At 68.8% G+C, this 25514-nt stretch carries 19 protein-coding genes; 11 read left to right on the top strand and 8 right to left on the bottom strand.

Annotation, left to right across the window (positions count from 1 at the left end; translation table 11 throughout):
- Window positions 1-38: 38 nt before the first annotated feature.
- The 3 genes from L7N97_RS27615 to L7N97_RS27605 all read left to right on the top strand — a co-directional run bounded on the left by L7N97_RS27615 (window position 39) and on the right by L7N97_RS27605 (window position 2703).
- Window positions 39-410, top strand: coding sequence for a hypothetical protein (locus L7N97_RS27615; RefSeq protein ID WP_237481829.1), 372 nt, complete (start codon window positions 39-41; stop codon window positions 408-410).
- A gap of 380 nt (window positions 411-790) precedes the next feature.
- Window positions 791-1153, top strand: a complete 363-nt coding sequence (locus L7N97_RS27610) for a hypothetical protein (RefSeq protein ID WP_237481828.1) — start codon at window positions 791-793, stop codon at window positions 1151-1153.
- A 131-nt stretch (window positions 1154-1284) separates the two neighbouring features.
- Window positions 1285-2703, top strand: a complete 1419-nt coding sequence (locus L7N97_RS27605) for a tyrosine-type recombinase/integrase (protein WP_237481826.1) — start codon at window positions 1285-1287, stop codon at window positions 2701-2703.
- Window positions 2704-2868: 165 nt separating this feature from the next.
- Here L7N97_RS27605 and L7N97_RS27600 read toward each other — a convergent pair whose 3' ends face one another.
- From L7N97_RS27600 to L7N97_RS27590, 3 genes are all read right to left on the bottom strand, one after another.
- Entirely contained in the window at window positions 2869-3057 is a 189-nt protein-coding gene (locus tag L7N97_RS27600) for a hypothetical protein (RefSeq protein WP_237481824.1), read from the bottom strand.
- Window positions 3058-3118: 61 nt separating this feature from the next.
- Window positions 3119-4066 (bottom strand): hypothetical protein, encoded by a 948-nt coding sequence (locus L7N97_RS27595; RefSeq protein ID WP_237481823.1) that lies wholly within the window; start codon window positions 4064-4066, stop codon window positions 3119-3121.
- Between the two features lie 95 nt (window positions 4067-4161).
- Entirely contained in the window at window positions 4162-4743 is a 582-nt protein-coding gene (locus tag L7N97_RS27590; RefSeq protein ID WP_237481821.1) for a methionyl-tRNA formyltransferase-like protein, read from the bottom strand.
- 1813 nt (window positions 4744-6556) lie between these two features.
- On the opposite strand from L7N97_RS27590, the gene L7N97_RS27585 reads away from it, so the two are divergent.
- Together L7N97_RS27585 and L7N97_RS27580 are read left to right on the top strand one after the other, a co-directional pair.
- Window positions 6557-9064 (top strand): GAF domain-containing protein, encoded by a 2508-nt coding sequence (locus L7N97_RS27585; RefSeq protein ID WP_342398952.1) that lies wholly within the window; start codon window positions 6557-6559, stop codon window positions 9062-9064.
- Between the two features lie 37 nt (window positions 9065-9101).
- Entirely contained in the window at window positions 9102-9449 is a 348-nt protein-coding gene (locus L7N97_RS27580) for a response regulator (protein ID WP_309242859.1), read from the top strand.
- Window positions 9450-9497: 48 nt separating this feature from the next.
- Here the strand turns inward: L7N97_RS27580 and L7N97_RS27575 are convergent, their stop codons facing one another.
- Window positions 9498-12080 (bottom strand): PAS domain-containing protein, encoded by a 2583-nt coding sequence (locus tag L7N97_RS27575; RefSeq protein ID WP_342398951.1) that lies wholly within the window; start codon window positions 12078-12080, stop codon window positions 9498-9500.
- A gap of 596 nt (window positions 12081-12676) precedes the next feature.
- Between L7N97_RS27575 and L7N97_RS27570 the strand changes: the two genes are divergently transcribed.
- Together L7N97_RS27570 and L7N97_RS27565 are read left to right on the top strand one after the other, a co-directional pair.
- Window positions 12677-13834, top strand: a complete 1158-nt coding sequence (locus L7N97_RS27570; RefSeq protein ID WP_237481814.1) for a zinc-binding metallopeptidase family protein — start codon at window positions 12677-12679, stop codon at window positions 13832-13834.
- A gap of 142 nt (window positions 13835-13976) precedes the next feature.
- Window positions 13977-14195 carry a hypothetical protein gene (locus tag L7N97_RS27565; protein WP_237481812.1) on the top strand — a complete coding sequence of 73 codons (219 nt, stop codon included), beginning with the start codon at window positions 13977-13979 and terminating at the stop codon, window positions 14193-14195.
- Between the two features lie 52 nt (window positions 14196-14247).
- On the opposite strand, the gene L7N97_RS27560 is transcribed toward L7N97_RS27565, so the two are convergent.
- Complete coding sequence (locus L7N97_RS27560; RefSeq protein ID WP_237481810.1) at window positions 14248-17133, bottom strand: response regulator; 2886 nt, start codon at window positions 17131-17133, stop codon at window positions 14248-14250.
- 749 nt (window positions 17134-17882) lie between these two features.
- On the opposite strand from L7N97_RS27560, the gene L7N97_RS27555 reads away from it, so the two are divergent.
- On the top strand, window positions 17883-18554 hold the full coding sequence (locus L7N97_RS27555) for a hypothetical protein (protein WP_237481809.1): 672 nt from the start codon (window positions 17883-17885) through the stop codon (window positions 18552-18554).
- Window positions 18555-18820: 266 nt separating this feature from the next.
- Here L7N97_RS27555 and L7N97_RS27550 read toward each other — a convergent pair whose 3' ends face one another.
- Window positions 18821-19627 (bottom strand): IS5 family transposase, encoded by an 807-nt coding sequence (locus L7N97_RS27550; protein ID WP_237481808.1) that lies wholly within the window; start codon window positions 19625-19627, stop codon window positions 18821-18823.
- Between the two features lie 159 nt (window positions 19628-19786).
- Between L7N97_RS27550 and L7N97_RS27545 the strand changes: the two genes are divergently transcribed.
- Both L7N97_RS27545 and L7N97_RS27540 read left to right on the top strand, forming a co-directional pair.
- Window positions 19787-20836: an IS110 family RNA-guided transposase gene (locus L7N97_RS27545; RefSeq protein WP_237477084.1), complete on the top strand. Its 1050-nt coding sequence runs from the start codon at window positions 19787-19789 to the stop codon at window positions 20834-20836.
- 406 nt (window positions 20837-21242) lie between these two features.
- A complete protein-coding gene (locus L7N97_RS27540; protein ID WP_237481806.1) occupies window positions 21243-21689 on the top strand; it encodes a site-specific integrase in 447 nt (148 codons plus the stop codon).
- A 270-nt stretch (window positions 21690-21959) separates the two neighbouring features.
- Here L7N97_RS27540 and L7N97_RS27535 read toward each other — a convergent pair whose 3' ends face one another.
- Window positions 21960-22202 (bottom strand): hypothetical protein, encoded by a 243-nt coding sequence (locus L7N97_RS27535; RefSeq protein WP_237481804.1) that lies wholly within the window; start codon window positions 22200-22202, stop codon window positions 21960-21962.
- A 773-nt stretch (window positions 22203-22975) separates the two neighbouring features.
- Window positions 22976-23890, bottom strand: a complete 915-nt coding sequence (locus L7N97_RS27530; protein ID WP_309242858.1) for an ISAs1 family transposase — start codon at window positions 23888-23890, stop codon at window positions 22976-22978.
- Between the two features lie 98 nt (window positions 23891-23988).
- On the opposite strand from L7N97_RS27530, the gene istA reads away from it, so the two are divergent.
- The gene (gene istA, locus L7N97_RS27525; RefSeq protein ID WP_237481799.1) at window positions 23989-25503 is read left to right on the top strand and encodes an IS21 family transposase; all 1515 of its coding nucleotides are present in this window, start codon (window positions 23989-23991) and stop codon (window positions 25501-25503) included.
- Window positions 25504-25514: the final 11 nt, after the last annotated feature.

Here is a 25514-nt window from a genome sequence, read left to right as displayed (position 1 = left end):
CGGACACCGAACACCACTGCCGACGAAGGACACAGGTCATGACCCACGCCCACATCGCTGCCCACCCGTACGCCTCCGCCACGACGTGCCCCGTCGATGCGTCGGGCGCCGTCCACGTCCTCGGCCTGCCGTACCGTCCCCTGGCGGCCGACCTGCGGGCCACGCTCGCCAGGGCGGGGAACGCCACCGTCGTCGTCGACGCCGACGACGTCGAGGCCGTGCTCGTCCGCGACCCCCGCGACGGCGTCCTCGTCGCCGCGAGATGCTTGGTGCCTCCAGGAGAACGCCTCGGCCAACTCTTGTCGGCCTGCATGCCCGGCCCATGGGAAGACTACGGTCGGCCCTCGCCCGGGACGGGCCTCGACGGAAACGGCGCCGGACCGGCGGCGGCCATGGGAGGCCGGGCATGAGTCCGCGTCGGACCGACATGTCCGGCGACGCCCCGGGCAGGTTCGCGGTCGCGGGAGCGTACGCTCCCTGCGCACCGCCCGGCCGCGGTTCGGCCGGCGCCTCGGGGACATCGTTGCATCATGGCCCGTGCGGAGAGGCGTACGCCTCCCGTTCGGGGCAGGGCGCGGACGACGCACGGATGCCGCCGTCGGATCTATACTTCCCGGCTATACTGGATCCCGAAACGCGTCCCGAAGCCGGGTTTCGCATATGCGGAACGGCGTCCGGGACCAGCGGTGGCAGGGACTTGCGCGCCGCTCCGCCTCCGGGCAGGAAGGCGAGGCCGCCGGGGGGCAGATGGCCCCCCGCGACACCGGAAAGGGGCACACCGCCGTATGACATGACAGACAGGGCGCTCACGCGGGTCGCCGCCAGGCCCGCCGTCACGGATTGGGACGAGGACGAGATCCTCACGCTGTTCGAGGCCGTCGCACTCATGTTCCCGGATGGTGCAGTGACCATCTCGACACTGAGGACGGCCAAGAGGAAGCGGGAGCTGGCGACCAGGCGGATCGCCGGGGCCGACTGGACCACCATCGCCCACGTCAGGGAGATGATCCGGCCACGGCTGTCGGAACCCGCCGCATCCCGCAGGCGGCGCCGGGCTTCCCCCGTCCCTCCTCCGGTCACCGACCTGGAAGCGGAACGGGCGAGGCTGCTCGCCGAGTTCGACCGCGGACCGCCGAAGAGGCCGCCGGACTGAAAACCAAAGGGACCCGACCGGTTAGCGGCCGGCCGGGCCCGAATGCCGCCCCTGCAAGGGCGACGACACCCAAGGAACCAACCTTAAGGAGCTTCACAGTGACTGATCGCGGATCGGAAGACAAGGGCCGCATGCCCTTGCACGCAGGATCCATCGTACCCGAGGTGGCGATCAACCTCCTCGCCCGGTACTACCTCGGCGACACGGAGACCGTCACCTTCGTCATGCCGGGCCAGCGCCCGCCCCGGGGACGGCCCCACCTCTGGCTGAGGGACGACAAGGGCGGGGGCACTTGGCAGATCCACCACAGCCCCAGCCGGCGGGAGTGCGAGTTGCTCGGGCGCGAGCCCGAGCGAATCCGCCTCACGACCGGGTGCGGGGTGGACGAGCGGGACGAGGCCGTCCTCGCGTTCCGCGTGTTCACGGACCAGCTCAAGAACGCCGTGCTGGGGCACGCGCTGCCGACGCAGATCGGCATGACGACCGTGCTGCGCGGCTATCTGCACTTCATCGACGCGGGCGGGGACGGCCTCTCGCGCTCGTCGATCAGGAACTATCGGCGGAGCCTCCGCAAGCTCATCGAGTTCTTCGGCGTCTACCGCCTCGGCGGGGTCGACTACGCCCTCGTCAAGGCATACGAGGCGTGGCGCCTGGCGCAGGACGCCATGGGGAAGAACGGGCCCCTCCAGCCGCCCCGCAAGGTGTCGCTGAAGACGGTCGCCGGCGAGTTGGAGGTGCTGCGGGCGGCGTTCAACTTCCAGTCGAGCCAGTCGCGCATCAACCTGCTCGTGAGGGTGGCGATCCCCAAGGTCCCCATCCCGGCCACGGTCTGGCTCACCCGGTCCGACATGGCCCGTCTCCTGTGGGCCTGCCGCGGCCGCGTCTGGAACGGGGAGGCCGGCAGGATGACCATCATGCGCGACATCGACCCGTCGCTGGTCGGCCTGGAGGGGGACAGGCCGTTCCTGCGCGACCCGGAGGAGGTCGCGCGGAGGCGGCGGATCGCCCGCCTCTTCCTGCTCGGCGTGTACACGGGCGGCAGGCACGGCACCTTGCTGCAGGCGTCCCACAAGGCGGGCGGTGCCTCGGTCGACTGGGTGTCGCTGGAGCTGCTGCGCATGGCGCCCGGCGAGCTGGAGACCACCAAGCGGCGCCCCGCCGCGCTGCTCCTGCCGAAGCTGGTCCGGTTCCTCCTGAACTGGGCCAGGAACGACCAGGCCCGCGGCATCGACCGCATCGTGCACAGGGCGGACGGCAAGGGGTATGCGCGGCACATCGACTCCGTCGAGTGGGCCGACATCGAGCGGGACGCGGGCATCGGCAAGCACGTCACCGTCCACGTGTTCCGCCACACCTGCGCGATGTGGCTCAAGGGCGAGAACGTCACGCTGTGGGCCGCCGCGAACTTCATCGGCTGCACCACCAAGACGCTCGAACGGCGCTACGGCAAGTGGGACCGCCACTCGCAGGTCGGGGTGCTCGACGCGCTCACCGGCATGCGCGCCCACAAGAGGGCGGACCGGATGCTCAGGGAGGCCGGCCTCGCCTGACCCGGGAGCCGCCCGCCCGCGTGATCCGCGGGCGGGCGGCTTGCGTTCGTGGGGATCGACCGCGTCGAGCCCTGCCGCAGGTCCCTCGGGAGACCTCCCCGGCCCCGCCATGGCGGGGCCGGGGGCTTGCCGGTCATCGGGGTAGGCGCCGACGTTGGGCGGCGCTCAGCCCCTCGGGAACGCGAACTCGCGCGGCGTCGTGTTGATCTGCGTCCGGGAGCCCGGGTGCCCGTCGCACTTTACGACGACGTCGAAGACGCCGGGGTCGGCGTCCCGCGACGGGGTCACCGTGATCTCCACCTCGGGGGCCGCGTCGGCCCGCTCGGACGTCCGCACCTCGCGTGGCTGGTCCATCTGCCTTCCCTCCGTCAATGGGGTCGAACGTCGGCGTGGCCGGCGTTGTTTCCGTCCGTCGTCACCGCGCCGGGGTCCCCGCGGCGGCCGCCCGCTGGACGGCCTCGGAATAGCCCTTCAACGGATGGTACATGGCGTCGGCCACGGTGAACAGGAACTGCGTGTCCCACCGGTCCTCGAACACCCCCCGCGCCTCGCTGTCCACGCACAGAAAGCCGATGGTGCGCGACACCTCCTCGCAAAGCGTGAACGGCCCCTGCCGGATCACGGCCGTGAGCGTGCTCCTGTATGGCAGCGGCCATTCCCGCCGGTCCGGGACCACCGACGTCGCCCTGTCCGGCTTGTAGGCCGTGATGCTGGTCGAGGCGAAGTCGCCCTCGCGGGTCAGGTCGTTGCAAAGGTAACGCCAGTTCTCGTTGGCGTCGTCGAACAGCGCCGCCATCTTGCGGTTGCCCTTCAACGGGTCGTGGTTCTCCTCGACCCGCCTGAAGTCCATCCGTTCAAGCCGCTGCGAGGACGCCCCGTCCCGGGCGAGGGTGTAGATGTAGAGCTGCCCGTCCTTCTCGTAGAACAGCTTGATCGACGCCCGGCAGTGGGTCGAGGTGACCGTGCCGAAGGCCTTGGAGACGTGGTCCAGGGCCCTGGAGGCGATGACCTTGCAGTCCCCCCGGAAGCGCCTGTGGTGGTCGGCGTCGAAACCGTCCTTCCTCTCGTTCCGCTCGATGTAGGTCTGCAGGTCGCGGACCTCGTGCAACGCGTGGTGCAGCGAGGCCAGGGCGCCCGCATAGCGCTCCTTGCGCATCAGGGCCCACTGGCGCCAGCACACGTACGCCGAGCCGGCGAGCAGGCCAACGAACACGTAGGCGTCCGCGACCAGGGCGGGCGGGTCCTGGTCGCCCCAGAATTTCTTGAGCAGGTCGAAGCTCGACAGGTAGGTGAGCACGATCCCGACCGCGCCGGCGAGCCACCCCGCATACCGCTTCGCCCTGTCCAACCGCCTTGCCCACATCCACCGACTCCGACCCGCGTCCTACCCAGGATCGCATGCGCGCGCGCCGGCGCAAGTGCCGCCCGACGTCGCGGTTCGGCCGTGCACGGTTTCCGTCAAGCCTTCCGGGCGCCCCGCGGCGGCGACCTGGGCCACGGCCCGCTCCCACCGTCGGGCGCGAGCACGCACTCGCGCCGCGCCGCCTCGCCCGCCCGGCGATGGAACCAGACCTCGACCTCGGCGGGCTCGTCCATGAGGTCGTACAGCGCCTCGATGGTGCCCAGCAGCCCCGGCCTGCCCGACGTGGCATAGACGAGCAGGATGGCGCGCCTGTAGCGCGCCCTGTGCCGGAAGCCCGACAGGGTTTCCAGGTCCTTGGCGAAGCCCGCCGTCGATCCCCCGCCGTGCTTCACCTCGATGATCGCGTGGTTGCCAGCCATGCTGCCGGGCCTGTGAACGAGAAGGTCCGGGACCTGCCCGAGCCCCAGGTCGGCCATGATCGGGTGGGCGCGCTTGTCGACCTCGCCGTTCAAGGTGTACGGGCATTCCCTGGGCCAGACCGTTCGCATCTGATGGTAGAGTTCGTAGCAGTACACGCGCTCGCGGTAGGCAGGGCGACCACCATCGATGCGCAGCCTCACGTAACCCGCATCCACGGCCTCCGTCGCACGTGCGACGACTTCCGACAGCTCGTCCATCCCCTCGGCCTCGCCTGGCGCGCGGGTCCCCGCGGCGGGGCCCGTCGGCGCCGCACCGGCACGCGCGGGGCGGCGGCGGTCAAGACCGGCGCGGCCGCGTCGGCGTCCCGGCCGCCGGACGGACGGGCGGCGCCGAGGTCGGCATCCCGTCCGGCCGTGCGCCCGCGTGCGTGCGCGTGCGTGTCACGCGCGAAGGCCCCGGGAGGCCGTTTCCCGAGGGCTTCCGGGCGCGTGGGTCGCCAGGGTGCCCATCTTCCCGGTGCCATTCTGGCACATCAGTCCCGCTGTTCAATCGCTCGTCGACGGTGTGTCTGACGCTCTATGGACGCCCCAGCCACGTCGGAGGTCGCACAGGTTCGACACGCAATGACCAAGCGCTTCCAGGATGCAAACGGTCGCCGGCTTTCCTTAAACGCTCAGTCCGGATCACATCAATAAGCTACCCTGTACGCCATGGTTGAGGTTGGTTTCGGCGGATTAAATCTTGGGTTTCATGCGGTCGAGCCGAGGATGCGAAAAAGTGGACAACGTGAAAAAATTTTTCGGCCCTCGGGCGCTTTCAGAAGATGCTGATGGTGCCGATCGAGCTGCCTGCGCCCGATAGCGCGCAAGTATAGGGTTGTGAGTCAATACTTGATGAAATAACGGCGAACCCGGCGATTTGGCTTGCTGTCTTGACCGGGCGTACGCCCATCCCGACCCTTGCCGGAGCGGTACCGTGACTTCCGTTGAGGGCGTGGGGCATCGAAGGATGCGTAGATTGATTCTTTAGCCTTCGAAAGCGGGAAGCGCTTCCTGCCAGTTTGACCTCAACACCACGACCACAAGGTTCCATGGTAGCGATTGCCCTGCCTAGCCCGAGCCGACCGGACACACCTTAAGCCTCCTCGCACGCCTGCTGTCTCTCGTCGCCATCGCGCTGACGCCGTCGCTGGCCATCCAGGGATGGGACGGGTTCCAGCGGTACCGAGAACTCGCCAAGGCGTCCCGCGACGCCGCCCCTGCGCAGCCCTGGGCCCTGCAGGGCGACACGGTCCGCGTGGCCGGAGGCGTAAGGCAGCTCCACATCGCTATGTTCGAGGTGCCTTTCACCTGGGACGGCCACGCCAGGGCCTGCACGGCCTACCGCAAGGCTGTGGCCAACCGCCTCGGCGGTGCCGACCGCCCGGCGTCATCGGTGCACCAGGTCGGTTCCTGTGCAGCAGCGACGGCGCCGAGCCCAGGTCCCGTGGCTACGCAGGCCAGGCGTACTCCCGGCATGCCATGGCCTCGGCGATCTTGGGCCTCGCCTGTCACCGAAGCGTCGACTCATCGGCCCTGCGTGCACCCTGCCCTGGCGGTGGCGCGGGCGGAAGGGGCCCAGGGCGGCATGATCCTGGCCAGCGTCGGCAAGGAACGCCTCGCGGCGCAGGTCGCGTAGTCAATCGAAGGGAGAGGAGCCCACCCACCTCGGATGTCCTACGAAAGCGTTGGTTCACTCGTCCGGGCGTTCGCCTCCGGCTGCCCCGCGGGTCCCCTGCTCGGCCTCGCCCAAGCGTCCTCGCCCCCGCACGCCGTGTCCGGGACCGTGGATGTCCTGGTTCGTCGCCGTGGCGCGCAGGTCAGTCGACGTACGTGCACCTCGACGGAACCCTGCCAACCTCGCGGGGACTGCGGAAGGGGGGCACGACAGGGGGCCACCTCGACTTCGAAATGAACAAAGGATAGCGTGCCGGCGCATCGACGTCGCGAGCGGGGCCGTCCCGCTGTGACGGCAGCGGCATCGTGCGCGGCACCAGGGAACGATGGAAGGCACGGCTTCGCGGAGGGCGGCGTGAACATCCACACCACGCCGGACGATCCCCTGGATCCAGGGCCGCGGCTCGCCGCCCTCGATGACCTCGGCATCCTCGACACCCCGCCCGACCCGGCCTTCGACGGCATCGTGCGCCTCGCCACCCGGCTCTGCCAGACGCCGGTCGGCCTCGTCAGCTTCGTCGCCGCGGACCGGCAATGGTTCAAGGCGCGCGTCGACTTCCCGCACTGCGAGACCGACCTCGACCGTTCGGTCTGCAAGTTCGCCCTGGCCGAACCCGACCTCCTCGTCATCCCGGACCTCGCCGTTGACCCACGCACTGCGGGGAACCCGCTCGTCACCGGGGACCCTTTCATCCGCTTCTACGCGGGCGCGCCGCTGCGCATGCCGGACGGTCAGGTGCTCGGCTCCCTCTGCGTCATCGACACCGTACCCCGTCCCGGCGGCCTCACCCCCGAGCAAGCCGAGGACCTGCGCATCCTGGCGGCGCAGGTGGTAGACCAGTTGGAGCTGCGGCGCGCGGTCTCCGAGCGTGACCGTCTGATCGACAAACAGGGTGACGAACTCCGCCGTGCGCGGAGGCTCGACGTTCTCGCGCAAGCATCGGCCGCGCTGCTCGTCGCGACGGACCCTGCGGCGGCTTTGGTCCCCATCCTCCTCGACGCTGCCGACGTGCTCGGGTTCGACTGGGCCCATCTCTACGACGTGGGGCCCGATGGACGACATCTGCGCCTCAGCCACGCTGTCGGCGCATCGACCGAGACGCGGTCGCGGTACGCTCGCCTGCCGTTTGGTGCGCCACCCTGCGGTCTCGTCGCCGAGACCCGCCGCCCGATCCTCCTCTCCGGCCTGCAGGACGCGGCGGACCCGCACCATGCCGTCCTGCGGGACCTCGGGCTGAATGCCTACGCGGGCTTTCCCCTGGTCAGCCGCAACGGACTGAACGGAGTGCTCGCATTCGCCTCGGCGAAGGGTGCTGCGTTCAACGCCGAGACGGTGGCGTTCTTCGAGACGCTCGCCCGGATGGTGACCAGCGTCCACGAGAGGCTCGACGGCGAGGAGGCGCTGGCCGAGACGGGGGCCTATTGGCGCAGCCTGTTCGAGCGTCTCAGCGAGGGGTTCGTCGTCGGCGAGGTCGTGCGTGACGATGCGGGCCATGCCACGGACTGGAGGTACGTCGAGGTCAACCAGGCCTGGGGCAACCTCGTGGGCGTCGACGCCCGTTGCGCCAAGGGCCGTACGGTCCGCGAGGTGTTCCCGGGCATCGAGGACGAGTGGGTTGACGAGTTCGTCCGCGTCGTCGAGACGGGCGAGCCGGTGGCGTTCCTGCGCAAGGTCGGGACCCTCGACCGATGGTATGAGGGCCGGGCGTTCTCCGTAGGCTCCGGGCGCTTCGCGGCGTTGTTCCTCGAAGTCACCGACCGTATCCACGCCGAGGCCCGGCGGACCGCCCAGCTCGCCCTCGGCGACCGCCTCAGCGAGATCACGACCGTCCCCGAGATGATCCGCGCGGCCTCGGAGATCGTGGGCAGGACGTTGGGGGCCACCCGCGTCGGGTTCGGGCGCGTCGACCCCGACATCACGCACGTCGACATCGAGCCCGGCTGGAACGCGCCCGGGGTGACCAGCATCGCCGGGCGCCACCGTTTCGCGGACTTCGGCGACATCCGCGGGCACCTGCGGCGGGGGGAACCGTTGGTGATCCACGACGTGCGCACCGATGCACGCACCCGGGACGACCCCGACCCCATGCTCGACCTCGGCATCGGCGCCCTGGTCAACGTCCCGGTCCGGGACCGAGGGCGCACGGTCGCGGTGTTCATCGTCCAGGACGACAAGCCCCACGCCTGGACGCCGGAGACGCTCATCTTCCTCCGCAACGTCGCCGACCGGTTGGAGGCGGGCGTGGCCCGCGTACGGGCCGAGGAGGACCAGCGCCTCCTCAACGAGGAGATCGCCCACCGGCTGAAGAACACCCTGGCGATGGTGCAGTCCATCGCGACGCAGACCCTGCGGGGCGTGCCGGACAGGGCGCCGGTGAAGGCGTTCGAGCAGCGCGTCCACGCGCTGTCGGCCGCACACGACGTGCTCCTGCAGAAGACCTGGACGGGCGCCCCGTTCGCGGGCGTGGTCGCCGCCGTCGTCCATGCGACCGGCCACGGCGACCGGGTCACCGCATCCGGACCGGACCTCGACCTGGGGCCCCGTGCGACGCTCTCGATCTCGCTGCTGCTGCACGAGCTGGCCACCAACGCCGCCAAGTACGGGGGGCTGTCCACTCCCACGGGGAGCGTCGCGGTCGCTTGGCGCCTGGAGGGGGAGGGCGAGGACCGTTCCGTCGTGCTGGACTGGGCGGAGCGGGGCGGGCCGCCCCCTGTCACCCCGGCGCAACCCGGGCGCACGGGCTTCGGCTCACGGCTCATCCGCCTGGGTCTGGCGGGAGCCGGGGACGTCGACCTGCGTTATCCCCGGTCGGGGTTCGAGGCCACCATGCGCGCGCCCCTGGCACGGTTGCAGGGCGCGTGAGGGACCGGGCATGGGCGAAGCGTGGAAGGCGAGGCCCGTGGTGCTCGTCATCGAGGACCAGCCCATCCTCCGCCTCATGGCGGTGGACCTCGTCGAGGAGGCCGGGTTCGAGGCCTTGGAGGCGCGCGGGGCGGACGATGCCGTGCGGCTCCTGGAAACCCGCGACGACATCCGTCTCGTGTTCACCGACATCGACCTCGCGGATGGCGCGGATGGCCTGAGGCTGGCGCACGTCATCCGGGACCGCTGGCCACCCGTGGGGATCATCGTCACCTCGGGCCGGCGCCGTCCGCAGTCGCGCGAGCTGCCCGTGAGCGGGGTGTTCTTCGGCAAGCCGTACGACCGGTCGCGGGTCGCCGACGCAATGCGTCGCATGGTGTCCTGACGCCGCAGCCAGGACACCGCCGAACGGTCGCGCCGCCCCGGTCCAGGTTCAGGATGCCGTGGCACGGCGCAGGGCCGCCGAGAGCTGCTCGGCCGAGTACGGCTTGTGCAGCAGGTCGAAGCCGTGCGGGCCCTCCTCGGCCAGGACGTGGCTGTAACCCGAGGTCAGCACCACGGGCAGGTCGGGGTGGCGGCGGCGGATCTCCCGGGCGAGGTCGACCCCGTTCATCCCCGGCATGACCACGTCCGAGAACACGACGTCGAACGGTGACGCGGATAGGCGTGCCAGCGCCTCGTCGGCGTTGGCGGCCCAGTCGCTCTGGTAGCCGATGTCATCCAGGATCTGCGTCGCGAAACGCCCGATGTCGACGTTGTCCTCCACAACGAGCACGCGACGGCCACCGCCGGCGGGCACGGCCTTGTGCCTGGCCGAGCCCGTTCCCGCCTCGTCCGGGACCACATGGGGCAGGTAGAGCGTGAAGGTGGTGCCCCGTCCCGGCGTGCTCGCGACGTCGATGTCGCCCCCCGACTGCTTGGCGAAGCCGAACGCCTGGCTGAGCCCGAGGCCGGTGCCCTTGCCGACGCCCTTGGTGGTGAAGAACGGCTCGAAGATGTGCGGCAGGCGTTCGGGCGCGATGCCCGCGCCCGTGTCGGTCAGCGACACGGCCACGAAGGCGCCCTCGCTGCCCCCGTGCCCGCGGATGGGCGGGAGCGGGCCGCCGTCGTGGACGCGCAACGTGAGGGTGCCCTCGCCGTCCATGGCGTCGCGCGCGTTCACCGCCATGTTGACCAACGCGGTCTCGAACTGGCTGGCGTCGGCGCGGACGTGGCAGGGCTCGTCGGCGACGTCGACGACAATGCGCACGCGGGCGCCGGTGACGCTGTCCAGCATGTCGGCGATGGATCGGACGCGGTCCTTGGCGTCGAAGGTCTCCGGCTTGAGCGCCTGCCGCCGGGCGAAGGACAGGAGCTGGCTGGTCAGCTTGGCGGCGCGGTCGACCGTGTCCGAGATGGCGTCGAGGTAGCGGCGCCGACGCTCCTCGGCGAGGTTGGGACGCCTCAGCAGGTCGACGGACGACCGGAGCACCGTGAGGAGATTGTTGAAGTCGTGGGCAACGCCGCCGGTGAGCTGGCCCACGGTCTCCAACTTCTGCGAGTGCCGGAGGGCCGCCTCCGTCTCCATCAGCTCCCGCGTGCGCGCGGCCACCTGCGCCTCCAGCGTGCCGGCGAAGTCACGGAGATCCTTCTCCGCCTGGCGGCGCTGGACCGCCATGCGCGTCCGCTGGGCGACCTCGCGCACCAAGGAAAGGTCCTCGGGAGCCCACGTGCGCGCGTGCTCGTGGTTGAGGTAGAGGAGGGCGACGAAGCCGGACCCCTCGGTCACCGGCATGTTGATGAACGACTGTGCGCTGATCGCCTTCAGGGCGTCCGCCCGCGGCGCCGTTCGCGGGTCCAGGTAGGCGTCGGCGCAGACCACGGTCTCGCCCCGCTTGAGGTCGTCGATGTAGGTTCCGTAGTCCCGGAACCGCAGCGTGCCGGCGATGGTGCGGATGCCCGGTGCGTTCCAGTCCCGCTCGATGGTGATCGTCTCGGCGGCGCTGTCGATGGTTCCGTAGCCGGCGCGGCTGACGCCCAAGGTGCGCCCCAGCATCTCGGCGGCCGCAAAGGCGAGGTCGGATGGCTCGTCCAGGGTCCGGAACGTGTCGTCGAGCGTGACCAGGACCTCGTTGCGCAGCTCGGCCGCCTTGCGCTCCGTCACGTCGATCACGGTCCCGGTCAGCCGCACGGGAGAGCCGTCCTCCCCGCGCAACACCTGGCCGCGGACCTGGACCCATGCGGGCCGTCCCCGGGCCCCCCTGACGCGGTACTCGATGTCGTAGTCGGACCCCGAGGCGACGCTGGCCGCGACCGCGGACTCCATGCGCCCCACGTCGTCGGGGTGGATGGCCGCGGTGAGGTGGCCGTAGTGGAAGTCCGCCTCCGGGTCGTGTCCGAACATTGTCCTGACGGACGCCGAGGTCGTCAGCGCGCGGTCGCGCAGGTCGAGTTCCCAGATGCCCAGGCGACCGGCCTCGGTGGCAAGCCTGAGCCGGCTTTCGCTGTCCTTCAGGGCCGCGAGCTGGCGACCGAGTTCGCCGACCAGGTCGGCGTTGCGGTTCTCCAGCCCGGCCATGCGGGCTCGTTCGAGGGTGACGTCGACCTGGCTCGCGACGAAGAACGAGACCTTGCCCTCCGCATCCCGCACGGGCTCGACCATGAGCCGGTTCCAGAACGCCTGCCCGTCCTTGCGGTAGTTCCTCAGGTCGGCCTCGACGGGCTCGCCGGCGGCGAGCGCGAGCCTCACGCGGCGCACGGTCTCGGGGTCCGTGTCGGCGCCCTGCAGGAAGCGGCAGTTCCGCCCGAGGATCTCGGCGGCCTCATAGCCGGACATGGCGCAGAAGGCGTCGTTGACGAAGACGACGGGGTTGTCGGGCTGCCGCGGGTCGGAGATGGCGATGGGCATGTTTGTGGCCCGGACCGCGACGGCGAACGGGTCCGTGCCCGGTCCGGCGCCCGCCAGCGCGGCCCTGATCCTCCCCGGGTCGGCATCCCCGGCCGGTGTCCGCGTCGCGTCGTCATGTGCCGTCGTCAAGGATCACGCTCCTGGCCACGGGGCGCGAGGACGCCCGGGAAGCCGGGGGTAACTCCGACGCGGGGCCGTTGGACGAGTGTCGGAGGTACTTGCGTCAAGGCGTACGCCTGGGCCGCCACCCGCGTGTTTCGGCGAGATCGTCCAGGCCGCACGGGATCCGGGACCGACCGTCACGGCCGAGGGTGCCCGCTGCAGGCCCGCGTGGTCGCTGACCCGCAAGGCCGACCTCGCGATGGCCTGCTCGGGCTACGATGGACGAAGCCGCATCAGGTGTGCTCGGACCGACCGGTAGGACAGCCGCCTGCCGGGCCGACTGGGCCGACGCCGGGATGCGCGTGGGTGGGATGGAGCCATGCACGCGACCGGGTGGCGCCCTGCTGCGGTGCAGCATAGCTTGTCGTTGCGCCTTCGGGCGCATGCCCTTCATTGGGCGTTTCCTCCCTAGACTTGGGCCGCTTGCCGCGAGGCAGGCGGCCTCTTTGTTTCCGGGGTCCGGGACCGCCGGGGGAGGGGCCGTCGCCCTGCGTCCATGCCCGTGCCCGGACGGGAACGCGTCTTGCTCGGCGTGAGGGGCCGATCCCGGATTTCCGCCCACCATGAAACTCTTCGATTGTCAGGTTTGCGGCCAGACGCTCCACTTCGAGAACACGCGCTGCGAGGGCTGTGGCAGCCGGTTGGGCTACGTTCCCGAGGACCGGGACCTGCATGCCATCGTGCCGGTCGGGGCGGGAGCGGCGCAGGCTTGGCAGGTGGCGGGCGACGCCGCGCGCACCTTCGTCCTCTGCGCCAACGCGCGGCACGATGCCTGCAACTGGCTGCTCGCGCCGGGCGAGGGCGACGGCCTTTGCCTCGCGTGCCGCCACAACAACACCATCCCCAACCTGTCGAAGCCGGGCAACCTCGACCTGTGGCGCTTGATGGAGGCCGCCAAGCACAGGCTGTTCTACACGCTGGTCGAGCTGGGGCTGCCCATCGTGTCGCGCGAGGAGGATCCCGAGCGGGGCCTCGTCTTCGAGTTCAGGTCGGATCCAGCGACCGGGCCCAAGGTGATGACCGGCCACAGCAAGGGCCGGATCACCATCGCTCTCGCCGAGGCCGACGACGCTGAGCGCGAGCGGCGGCGCAAGGCGCTGCGGGAGCCGTACCGCACCCTGCTCGGTCACTTCCGGCACGAGGTCGCGCACTACTATTGGGACCGCCTGGTGCGGGGTACCCCGGCCCTGGGGCCGTGCCGGGCGATCTTTGGCGACGAGCGCGCGAGCTACAAGGACGCGCTGAAGCGGCACTACCGCGAGGGGCCACCCGCGGGCTGGCGCGAGCGCTTCGTCAGCGCCTACGCCACCACGCACCCGTGGGAGGACTTCGCGGAGACCTTCGCCCACTACCTCCACATCGTGGACACGCTCGACACGGCCGGGGCGTTCGGGGTGACGATCCACCCACGCGACGTCGCCCAGGGCGACGCGCTGGCGGCGAGGGTGAACTTCCGCCCCGAGCAGGCCGACAGCATCGCGCCGCTGGTCGAGGCGTGGCTGCCGCTCACCTTCGCCTTCAACAGCCTGAACCGGTCCATGGGCCTCGGCGACCTCTACCCCTTCGTGCTGAACCCCGCGATCATCGCCAAGCTCGGGTTCATCCACGACCTCGTCCGTGGCAGGGTCGGTGGCGAGCTGCCGACGCAGCCGGTCGTCGAGCCGCACGCGCCCGTGCCGGAGAGCGCACCGCCGGGGCCGCCGCCCGCGGTCGAGATCTGAGGCGGCATCGGACGGGCGAGGTTCACCCGTCGCGAGCGTCGGGCCGGCCTGCGCCATGCGGAAGGCGTGGGGTCGGCACCCATCGGGTTGTTCGACCGTTACATCGGCGCGACCATCCGCGATGTGAGGGGGAGACGCGACGATGAGCATGCCAGGACCGACCCCGACCGGCCCCGAGCCGGCAGAGCCCTTCCCGATGCCGGGCACCTCGCCGAACCCGCCCGAGGTGCCTGACGTGCCGACGCCGGTCGAGGATCCGGTGACCCAGCCCGACGTGATCGACCCCGGCGTCGGGATGCCCGGCGTGCCCGGGAACGAGCCCAATGTCCCGAACGTGCCGGGCGGTCCCATGGTGGCCTGACGGCCGATCTGGCGCAGCCCGGCGTACGGGCTGCGCCGGACGTGCGTGCGGTTCAGCCCTGCGCGACGAGGCGGTGCAGGCGCTCCGCGATGGACCGCAGGCTGACGTCGCCCTTGTGCAGGATCTGGTTGGCTCCGGCCAACCGGCGCCGGTCCTCGCGCGTCAGGTCCAGGGCCGTGAGCACCACCACCGGGATTTCGCTCCCGTCGCCGCGGGTCCGGAGGTGCCGCAGGAAGGTGAACCCGTCCATCACCGGCATGGTCAGGTCGAGCAGGATCACCCCGGGCCGGGCCGCCTCCACCTTGTCGAGGCCGTCCTGCCCGTTCTCCGCCTCGGAGACGCGCCAACCGTCCTTCTCCAGGAACGCCCTCAGCCGCTCCCGCGTGTCGGCGTCGTCGTCGATGACGAGCACCCGCTCCTCGGGCGGGCGGAAGCGGTCCATGATGGCCTTGAAGCGGTCCCAGCGCACCGGCTTCTGCACGTAGCCGGTGGCGCCCAGCGCCGCGGCCAGGCCGCGCTGCTCGACCGACGTCACCATCACGACCGGGATGTCGGCCACGTCCGCGTCCGCCTTAAGGATGCTCAGCACCGACCATCCGTCGATGCCGGGCATCATCACGTCGAGCAGGATGGCGCGGGGGCGGAGCGAGCGCGCGAGTTCGAGCCCCCTGCGACCGTCCGGGGCGACCTGGACCCGGAAGCCCTCCCGCTTGAGGAAGCGTGTCATCAGGATGCGCTGGTCCGGGTCGTCGTCGATGACCAGGACGAGGTCCAGGCTCGCGTCCTCGCCGGCGTCGTCCCCCGCCCGCACCTCGTCGGCAAGGAGGATGGTATCGTCCATCCCGGCCTCGACGTGGGTCGAGGGCAGCCTGAGGGTGAAGCTGGTGCCCTTGCCTTCCGTGCTCTCGACCGACACGCTGCCGTTCAGCATGTCGGCGAAGGCCTTGGTCAGCGAGAGGCCGAGACCCGTGCCGCCGAACCGCCGCGTGGTCGAGCTGTCGGCCTGCTGGAAGCGCTGGAACAGCTTGTCCAACTGCTCCGGCGTCATGCCGATGCCCGTGTCGGACACGCGGAGGCACACGACAGGCCCCGCTTCCCCAACCTCGCGCGCGGCCGACAGGGTGATGGTCCCGCCCTCGGTGAACTTGGCGGCGTTACCCAGGAGATTGAGCAGCATCTGCCTGACCTTGGTCAGGTCGGAATGCATGTTGCCGAGGTCCGGCGCGAGGTCGAGGCGGAGGCTGTTCCCCTTCTTGCCGACCAGGGTCTGCACGGTGTCGGCCACCTCGCGCACGGCGGCGGCGAGGTCGAACTCCTCGGCGTAGACCTCCATCTTGCCGCTCTCGACCTTGCTGAGGTCGAGCACGTCGTTGATGAGGCCGAGCAGGTGGCGGGCGTTGCCCTCGATCTTGCGCATGTCGGAGGCGAGGTCCGCCGACTCCGCGCCGTCCTCGATCTCCTCCAGCATCATCTCCGAATAGCCGATGATGGCGGAGAGCGGCGTGCGCAGCTCGTGGCTCATGTTGGCGATGAACGTCGACTTGGCGACGTTGGCTTCCTCGGCCGCGAGCTTGGCGTCGGCCAGCGCCCGTTCGGCCGCCTTGCGCTCCTCGATGTCGATGGCGACGACGAGCACCGTGCGGCGCCCGGCCACCGCCGCGATGGCGCTCTTCGTGTTGGCGACCCACAGCGTCGTGCCGTCCGGCCGCACCAGGCGCTTCTCGACGGTGGCGGGTTCGCCCGCGACGGCGGCCTGCCGCAGGGCGGCCTCGCTCACGGCCCGGTCGTCCGGGTGTGTGATGTCGCGCATGCGCAGGCGCAGCAGTTCCTCCGGCTTGCGCCCCGCCATGGCGCAGAAGCGGCCGTTGACGGACAGGAACCCTCCGTCTGTGTCCAGCTCCGCGAAGCCGGCGCCGGTCTGCTGGAAGATGCCGCTGAGGTGGGCCTCGCTGTCGCGCAGGGCCCGCTCGGCCCGCGCCCGCTCGACCGCGTCCCACACCCGCGCCGCGACGCCCTCGACCAGGGCCACCTCGTCGGCGGTCCAGCGGCGGGGCTCGCGCTGGTTGATGAACAGGCTGGCCGCCAAGTCGCCGTCCCGCATCATCGGCACCGACACGAAGGCCCGGGTGTCGATGGCCGTCCATGGGGCGGCCTCGAAGGCCGGGTCCGCCAGCACGTCGTCGCTGTGGCTTGTCCCGCCCCCGCGCTGTCGGGCTATCGAGGCCTCGCCGAAGTCGCGGAGCGGGAACGTCCCCTCAATGGAGGCGACGCCATCGGTGAACCCGGTCGTCAGGACCACGCTGGTCCCGTCCGGCTGCACCTCGCCGTAGCCGACGCGGCTGACCCCGAGGTATCGTCCCAAGGCGTTCACGGCGGTGCCGACGATGGCCTCGGGGTCTTCCAGGCCTCGCAGGCTTTCCTCCAGCGCCAGGCGGAACCCCTGGCGACGTTCGGTCAGGACCTGCTCGGTGGTCTCGGCACACGGGCAGAAGAAGCCCCTGACCTCGCCGTCGTCGTCGTCGTCGTACACCGGGGTGTAGGAGAAGGCGAAGTGGGCCTCGGGTGTCCGGCCCTCGCGGTCCACCAGGAGCGCGATGTCGTCCATGTGCACGGGCTCGCCGGCATAGACCTGATCCACCAGGGGCTGGATGTCGTCGCGGATCTCCGCCCAGACCCGAAAGAACGGGGCCCCGAGCGCGCCGGGGTGCTTGCTGCCGAGCAGGTCGACGTAGCCGTCGTTGTACAGCATCGTCAGGTCCGGCCCCCAGGCGACGAACATGGGCTGCTTGGCCGCCAGCATGACGCGGACCAGCGTCTTCAGCGGCGAGGGCCAGGACTCCACCGCGCCCAGGGGCGTCGTCGCCCAGTCGAAGGACCGGATGCGGTCGCCCAAGGCCCCGCCGCCGCGCAGCACGGCGCGCTCACCCCTTGTCGCCATCGTCGCTCGAACCCCCGGCACGTCGTCGTACCTCTTACCTCCGCGCAGGGCTTGGTGGCCATCGCAACGGTGCTGCCGCGCGAGGCGCGCGTTCCGGACATGGTCGGGCAGCGAGAAGACGACTGCCCGGACCTCGGGAGAGATCCGTCGTGGTTCGAATCCCTGACCGTCCGCCCAACGTGGTTCCCGGAGCCGTCCGACCGTCCCGGGCCGGGCTGCTGAGGGGGCCGCATCGCCTGGGCGTACGCCGTGGTCCGCGGGCCAGGGAAGGCAATCCACACGGCTTGCGCGTTGATGCAGGATGGTGATACAGACCGCGACAGTAGCGTTCGACTAAGTCGTTGCCCTTCCTGAATAATGTCCGCTGGGCGGAGAGTCCCTCCCTCTCCGCCAATTAAATTGGCAGCTTCGGCGCTCCTCCCTCCTTGGTGACCGCCCCCTTCCATAGGGGTTTCACCATGGCCGAACTGGCCGATGTACCAATCAATGTACCAGCCTTGACGACCGTTCGGCGGCGTCGGGGCGAAGGGGGACTTTCCTCCCGCATGCCCCGTTATCTGACTGGTGATCCCTCGGCATGGCGATTTCAGATTCGACTTCCGCCCGGTCAGGTTGCGCAGGGTTCTTGCATTCGTCCGATTCGGGTTACCGTTCGTGCGTCACTCGGATCACGGCCTCGCCGTGATGCGGAGAGGCTGGCGCAGCGTTTGGCGACACTCTGTCGAGCGGTCTGCGCCATCGTTCGAACGATGCGGAGCGACGCCGATCTGATGCAGGATCCTTCTCTGACCGGCCCCGAGGCCGACCTCGTTGCGCAAGTGGTCGCCGCCTGTCAGGCGGCCATCGGCCGGGCTCTCGCAGAACCTTCGGAAGCGTTCGACATCGCGCGCGGCTTCCAGGGGGCCCTCTCCACGCTCCAGTTGGTCGACACTGAAGTCGCCAAAGGGGAGGGCGGCAACAAGTTCGTCGTCGACCACGCCGACTCGATGTCCCGTGCCGCCTGCTCCGACGTGCTCCGGTTCATGTCGGATCCGACTACGGGCCTCGCGGCCCTTGGAGCCGTACCTTCCGTGAGGCCACGGCATGTTCCGACGGCTGCGGAGGGCCCCATGAGCGTGATGCTCGGTAGCGGAGCCATGCCCACCTTCGGTCAGGTGTCTTCAGAATACATCACCACGCGCATCGGCGCGACGCGTGAAGACCACCCTGACATCAAGTACCTTCGCATGCGACGGAGGACGTTCATCGACCTCTGTGGCGACCGCCCGGTCAATGCGTATTTTCCGCGCGACCTCCAGCACTATGTCAATGAGATGAAATTTTGGCCCGCAAATAATACCAAGCGCGCCGCGATGAAGGACAAAACCATACAGCAAGTCCTCAATGCTAACCGTGATTTGTCTCAAGAGCCCCCTCGCTAAAAAGACGCTCTGCGATGGTTATGTCGCGAACATCAGAACGATGATGCGCTATGGTATGACGGAATACAGCTATAGAGACCCTTTTGCGGGCGTGAAGATTATCTGGCTCTCAGTCCTGAAAGCCTCGACGCCCAGAGAGGGAGTCGACGGTGATGTACTCCGCAAGGTTTTTAGGAAGGGTGTGGCAGCGGGAATGCTTGACACCGCGATGTTACCCCTACTGTCCGTGCTCACGAGTCGTCGTCTCAGAGCCTGTTTGACCTGTCTTAGCTGTTATAGGCTCGGATCAGGCGGTGGCGGTTGGCGATGCTGACGGCATCTTCGGCTGCCGTGGTGCTCTGTTCCAGGTTGCGCGTGAGGCGATGATAGCGGTTGGTCAGGGTGCCGAAGGTGCCCTCGATGCGCCATCGCACGGGCAAGGGCTTGAAGCCTTTCACGTCCCGCTCGCGCGTAGAGACCTGAACCTCGATGCCGTGAGGTGCGGCGGCCTGCGCCATGCGGGCACCGCTGTAGATGCCGTCGACCTTGACGCGTCGAGGCGTCCAGCCCTCGGCAGCGGCGCGGTCCAGCAACTCTGCCGCGGCGGCCGTGTCGTGCACGTTGGCGGCCGTCACCGACGTGGCGAGCACGAAGCCGAGCGAGCAGGTCAGCACGTGACGCTTGATGCCCTTCACCTTTTTGTTGCCGTCCACGCCGCGCTCTCCCGCCTGCGGCCCTGACGCGACGCTTTGCGAGTCCATGATCGCCGTCGCGGGTTCGGGGTCGCGTCCGCGGCGAGCCCGCTCGGCGCGCGTCAGCACGGCTGCGATGTCGGCCCACACGCCGTCGGCGCGGAAGCGGTCGTGCCAGGAGCGCACGGTCTGCCACGGACCGAACTCCCTGGGCAGAAAACGCCATGGACAGCCGGCCTTCTCCAGATACAAGCAGGCGTTGACGATCTCGCGCAGGTCAGCGGTCAGCGTCCTGTACACGCCCATCATCGGCGCAAGTGTTGCCCACTCGCTGTCTGTCAGATCTCTCGAATAGCGCCGACCGTCATCCTTGTAGCGATCCCGAGCCTCGGCAGTCCACATCGTCGCCTCCACCAGAAACGACAACGCAAACCGATCAAAGAAAGGTCAAACAGATGGGGTGATTGGGGCTCCAGCCCAGGCCCAACGGTGGCTGCTCCTGCCCGGATGGTTCAACGTGGTCCGTGTCGAGCGGCCACAAGCATCGCGACAGGAGCAACCATGACGTACTATGCCGGACTGGACGTGTCCCTGGAAGAGACCGCGATCTGCGTGGTCGATGACGCGGGTCGGATCGTGAAGGAGCTGCGCGCCGCGAGCGCGCCAGGGCCGCTGGTTGCGGCCCTGCAGGGCTTGAAGCTGCCGATCGAGCGGATCGGCCTCGAAGCCTGCTCGTTGACGGCTTGGCTGCACGAGGGCCTGCGCGCGGCGGGGCTGGCGGCGGTCTGCATCGAGACACGGCAGGCCAACGCCGCCATGAAGACCATGCCCAACAAGACCGACCGCAACGACGCGCGTGCCCTGGCGCAGATCATGCGCACCGGCTGGTTCCGGCAGGTGCACGTCAAGTCGCAGCAGTGCCGGCTGTGGCGCTCGCTGCTGGTCGCACGCCGCACGGTGCTGAACGAGATGCGGTCGATCGAGAACGTCGTTCGGGCCATGCTTCGGGAAGCCGGGCTGAAGGTCGGCACGCCGAGCCGGGCGGCCTTCGACAAGCGTGTGCGCGAACTCTGCTCGGACGACACAGCGTTGCTGGCAATGGTGGAGCCGTTGCTCACTGTACTGTCGACGATGATCCAGCAGCTCGCCCGATTGACAAAACAGGTGCTGAAGATCGTGCGCGAGGAAAAGATCTGTCGGCGGCTGATGAGCGCACCCGGCGTCGGCCCGATCACCGCCCTGGCGTTTCGCGCCACGATCGACCGACCCGATCGGTTCGGCCATTCGCGCGACGTCGGTGCCCATCTCGGCCTGACGCCCTCGCGCTACCAGTCGGGCGAGACCGACATTCAGGGCAAGATCAGCCGATGCGGCGACGAACTGGCGCGAACGGCCCTGTACGAGGCCGCTAACGCGTTGCTCGTGCGCAGCCAGAAATGGTCCAGCCTGCGGGCCTGGGGCATGACGATCGCCAAGCATCGCGGCATGGCGCGGGCGCGCGTTGCCGTAGCCCGAAAGCTGGCCGTGGTCCTGCACCGGATGTGGAGCGACGGTACCGACTTTCGGTTCGGCACCGGGCCGACCACCGCGCCCGCCACCGTAGTTGCCTGACGCTCGGAGGACACCGCGGGCCGCCACCCGCACGAGCTTCACCTGAAAGGGTGATGTGGACCGTTCCCGTGGGGACGATCGGTAAGGCCACCTCGTTGAGAGTCTTGAGCCCGCGGCGACGTCGCGAGGTCGTGAAACAGATCGAGGGACCGAGCCGGACTGACCCCATCATGCGGCGGCGAAACGCCGACCGCGAAGAGAAGCGTGTGACCCGCGGGAACGGGACAAAAAACCTGACAGGAGCGCTTGACCTCCAGAGCCCCAATCAGAGAAGGCTCTTAGTCTGCTCCTTTACCTTCGAGGAGGCGACATCCGCAAAAAGCACGGGGTTGTAATCGCTCAGACCGGAGGGATCGTCCTTAAAGACGGTCGGTGGGAGCGCGTGCCTCACAAAACTGACGAATCCATGACCTACTTCGTCCTGCACGACTTCTTGTCGAAGATCGGGTTTGTCGAATGGGCGATGAAGCAAGAGGAATTCCTATTTGCGAAAGCTCACACCTACCCCGATCCCTCGAAGGAAGCTTCCAGGGTCATGAACAAGCTCATGCGCAGCTGCGGTGCGGCGGGGCGCCAGGCTGATGTCTTTAACAGCCTTCGTGGCGACGCCATTAAGGACATGCGGGATGCCAACGTACAGGACCGGACGCGGCGTCTCCAGGCCGGTCACGAGCTCAACAACGATCACGACAAGTACGGCCATCGTGCTCTGAGCGCGGAGGCCTGCCGTCAACTGGCTACGGAACCTCTCCCCGTCGAGATCGAACCCGAGGTTTTCATGGGACTCGACTTCGACGCTCTCGCCGCGGGGCGTCGCACCCGGGGGCGGCCCAGCGTTAAGAAGGAAAGTTGACGACAACGGAGGCTGCCTCACGCCTCTTTCCCGATCTCAAACCAGACGTCTGCACCGTCGGCGGTTTGAGATCGGTTTGAACCAGATCCGCATGCCGCGGTATGGTTCATGGACTCATGCTCGGGAATCGCGGACCGTCGGTAACACCCGGACGCCGTCCGGGTCGTACCTCCGCTGTCGCCCGTGCTTCCTCGTCAGAACGCCCAATCTGTTCCTCGGCATGAAAGGGACGGAGTCTCTTCGGAAGGCCGCGTCCCTCGGCCGCCGCTGTCATCCGGCGCTCGGCGCGACCTCGACCGGCAGACCGTGGCCGTGCTCGCCGCGGCAGGCATCGACGCGCGCCCGCCTGTCGAGACGCGACTGCGGGTGGTCGGGACCGATAGAGAAATCGCTCTCGACCAGTGCCGCGAGCGATGGGCGTCTTTCCAATGCGGGCACGCGCGTGCTGTCCAGGGCGCGCTCACCTTCGACGCCTTCGTGCAGCACGGCGCCGATCTCTCCGGTCTCCGCCACATCCGTCTTCGTCCCAAGACGGGCAAGACACCTCTTGGTAGGCTTAGCGAAGACCTCCGAGCCTTCTCGAAAACCTTAGGGCGGGAACTGGGACGCCTTGTCACCGCCCGCAAAGTAGCTCCACTTCTGGTCGCCATCCATGTCCGGTTCGACAAAAAATATAGCATGTGGGATCTACATGCGCATGTTCTGTGGACGATGTTGGACGGGGATGCGCCAGACGCTTGGAAAGTTATGGTCAAGCGTTTTGCGAATGCCTGGCAGGAACCCGAGTAAATAAGAAAGCCCGGCGCTCTCAACAAATATATAATGTCTGGAGTTATTGATTATCGCAGTATGCCAGAATGGCCTATCGATGCTGTTGTTGAGCTTTGGAACTTGCCGCGCTCGCAGCTCCTTCGGCCGCTCGGCTCCTTCGCCGCCTTTCGCCGCGCAACTCGCGATAAGGTGCTCCATCGTGGCAATGGCGTGATCCACATTGAGGACAGGGTGCGCCATGGCCATAGGAGTCGCCAGGACGCACCGACAGTAGGGGGAGACGAGACCCGTGTCGTAGCCTACACCACGGCCAGGATCGATGGCATGAAGGCGCTCTGTGCGGTCGTGAAGCGCCGCCGCCGTGGTTCGTCGACCGAGGTCGCGACAGCGGGCGAGGGCGCGGTGGTCGTCGCGAGCGCTTCGTCGAACGCCCGAGCAGAAGCGAAAGACACGCAGGGGGGCACCTGCGGAGATGTAACCGACTCCGACAACCGGGATAAATCCCCATGTCAGGGCTATCGTATTTGGGCGAGGATGGATCGTGCGAAGGCGTCGGACCATCCGGCCCTTTTGCGTTTACGCTTGATCGAGATGTCCGGCCTCGCCGTGCGCAGGACGTTGAGGGCCAAGCGACGCAGCACGGCGAGATTTTCCGGGCCGTTGTCCTTGCGGTTGCGTGCGCGGTCCTCGTCGAAGGTCGTGTCCAGCACCCAGTGCTGGCTGTTCTCGATGCTCCAATGCGCCCGTACGGCAGCGGCGAAACGCTCGGGCGCAAGGCACGCCGAGGACAGATAGTAGCGTCGCGAGCGGCTCGTCTGTCTGTCGCGTTCCACAGTGCTGTCCACCACGGCGACGGTGGTCAGGCCCGGCATGGCGGGTTCGCCCGCATAGCGCCGGTCGGAAAACAGCCAGGACACATCCTGCGTGGTCGCGTGACGCCGCCGCTCGATGCGTCCGTGGTCGGCATCCACCGTCTTGTGCCAGTTCAGCGCGTTCCGCGTGTCGGGCGCGGCAAAGAAGGCTTCGACATCGGCCAACATGGCGGGGCTGTTGGCCTTGAGCGAGAACAGATAGTCGCCGCCCCGCTCCAGCACGGCCGCGGCCGTGTCGCGCTGGCAGTGGATCGCGTCGGCTGTCACCAGCGTGCCGCCGAGATCCAGGCAGCCCAGAAGGGCGCGGGCCGCCACGATCTCGTTCTCGCCCGCCGCCATCGCGCGATGACCCAGCACGAGCCGCGCGTCGGCCGCAAAGGCCGTGACGACGTGCAGCGGAGAGGCGCCGGCCGCCCGGTCAAAGGAACGTCGCAGCGTTTTGCCGTCCACGGCCAGCACGCCTGCGGATTCCGACTGAAGCCGGCCACTGATTCCGAGATGAAGCCGGTCGCCGTTCCGATTTGATGCCGGCCACCGTTCCGAGATGAAGCCGGCCACCCTGATCCGGCAAGAGCGTCCCCGCAGGTCAGCAACCGCGACACCCTGCCTCGCCCCAACGCGAGGAGATCGGGATGCCGGCCAGGAGAGAGCTGACGATGCGACAGATTCGACACATGCTCCGGCTCGCCCGTGACGGGGTGAGCGCCCGCGAGATCGGCCGAACGCTCGGCATCGCGCGGTCTACCGTCCAGGACAACCTCGCCCGCGTGTCCGCTGCGGGCCTGGCTTGGCCGATCGATGAAGGGATCACCGACGTCATCCTCGAACAGCGGCTGTTCAATCGCGTCGGCGTGAAGCAGGGCGTCAGACGTCGGGTCGAGCCCGACTGGCCGTCCATGGTCCGCGAGATGCGCCGGCCCGGCGTCAACCTGATGGTGCTTTGGGAGGAGTACCGCGGAACGGAGCCAGGCGGCTACGGATACTCGCGCTTCTGCGATCTTTACAGGGAGTTCGAACGCCGCGTCATGCCAGTCATGCGCCAGCACCATGCCGCCGGCGACAAGGTGTTCGTCGACTACTCCGGCAAGCGCGTGCCCATCGTCGATCCCGCCACCGGCGTGGTGAGGCAGGCCGAGATCTTCGTGGCCGTGCTGGGCGCCTCCAGCCTCACTTATGCCGAGGCCACGTGGACCCAGGCGCTGCCGGACTGGATCGGCGCCCACGTGCGCCTGTTCGGCTTTCTGGGCGGCGTGCCGCGCCTCGTGGTGCCCGACAACCTCAAGAGCGGGGTCAACAAGGCGTCCTTCTACGATCCGGAGATCAACCGCTCCTACGGCGCCATGGCCGAGCACTACGGCATCGGCGTGCTGCCGGCCCGGCCGAGGAAGCCGCGCGACAAGGCCAAGGTGGAGAACGGCGTCCGCTTCGCCCAGAGCTACATTCTCGGGCGCCTGCGGGCCCAGACGTTCTTCTCGCTGGCCGAGTGCAACGCCGCCATCGCGGCCATGGTGGAGCGCATCGACGCCCATCCCATGCGCCGCCTCGGCACCACGCGCCGAGCGCTGTTCGAGGCCGTGGAGCGGGCTGCCCTGCTGCCCCTGCCGGCGACGCCCTACGCCTTCGCCGAGTGGCGCCTGGCACGGGTCAACCTCGACTACCACGTCGAGGCCGCCGGCTTCCTGTACTCGGTGCCCCACGCCCTGATCCGCGAGCAGGTGGACGTGCGCCTGACGGACCGAACCGTCGAGGTGCTCCACCGCGGCCAGCGCGTGGCCGCCCACGACCGGCGTTACGGCGGCGCCCGGCACGGCACCGATGCCGCGCACATGCCGAGCGCCCATCGCCGTTACGCGGAATGGACGCCGGCCCGCTTCGAGCGCTGGGGGCGGGAGATCGGCCCCGAAACCGAGGGACTCGTCATCGCCATCCTGCACGGGCGCCCTCATCCCGAGCAGGGCTTCCGCACCTGCCTGGGAGTGCTGCGCCTGTATCGCGGCCTCGCCCCGGCCAGGGCGGAAGCCATCTCGGCGCGCGCCACGGCCAACGGTGCTTTCACCTACAAGAGCATCGCTTCCATCATCGCCAACAACCTCGACAAGACAGCCCGGAAAACAGAGACGACAAAGATCATCGATCACCCGAACCTGCGCGGCGCAGGTTACTTCCACTGACAGGAGACTTG

This window comes from Lichenibacterium dinghuense (genome assembly GCF_021730615.1).
Taxonomy (GTDB): Bacteria; Pseudomonadota; Alphaproteobacteria; order Rhizobiales; family Beijerinckiaceae; genus Lichenihabitans; species Lichenihabitans dinghuensis.
The sequence above is the reverse complement of the archived record's forward strand: the minus strand, read 5'-3'. Positions and strand labels throughout refer to the sequence as shown.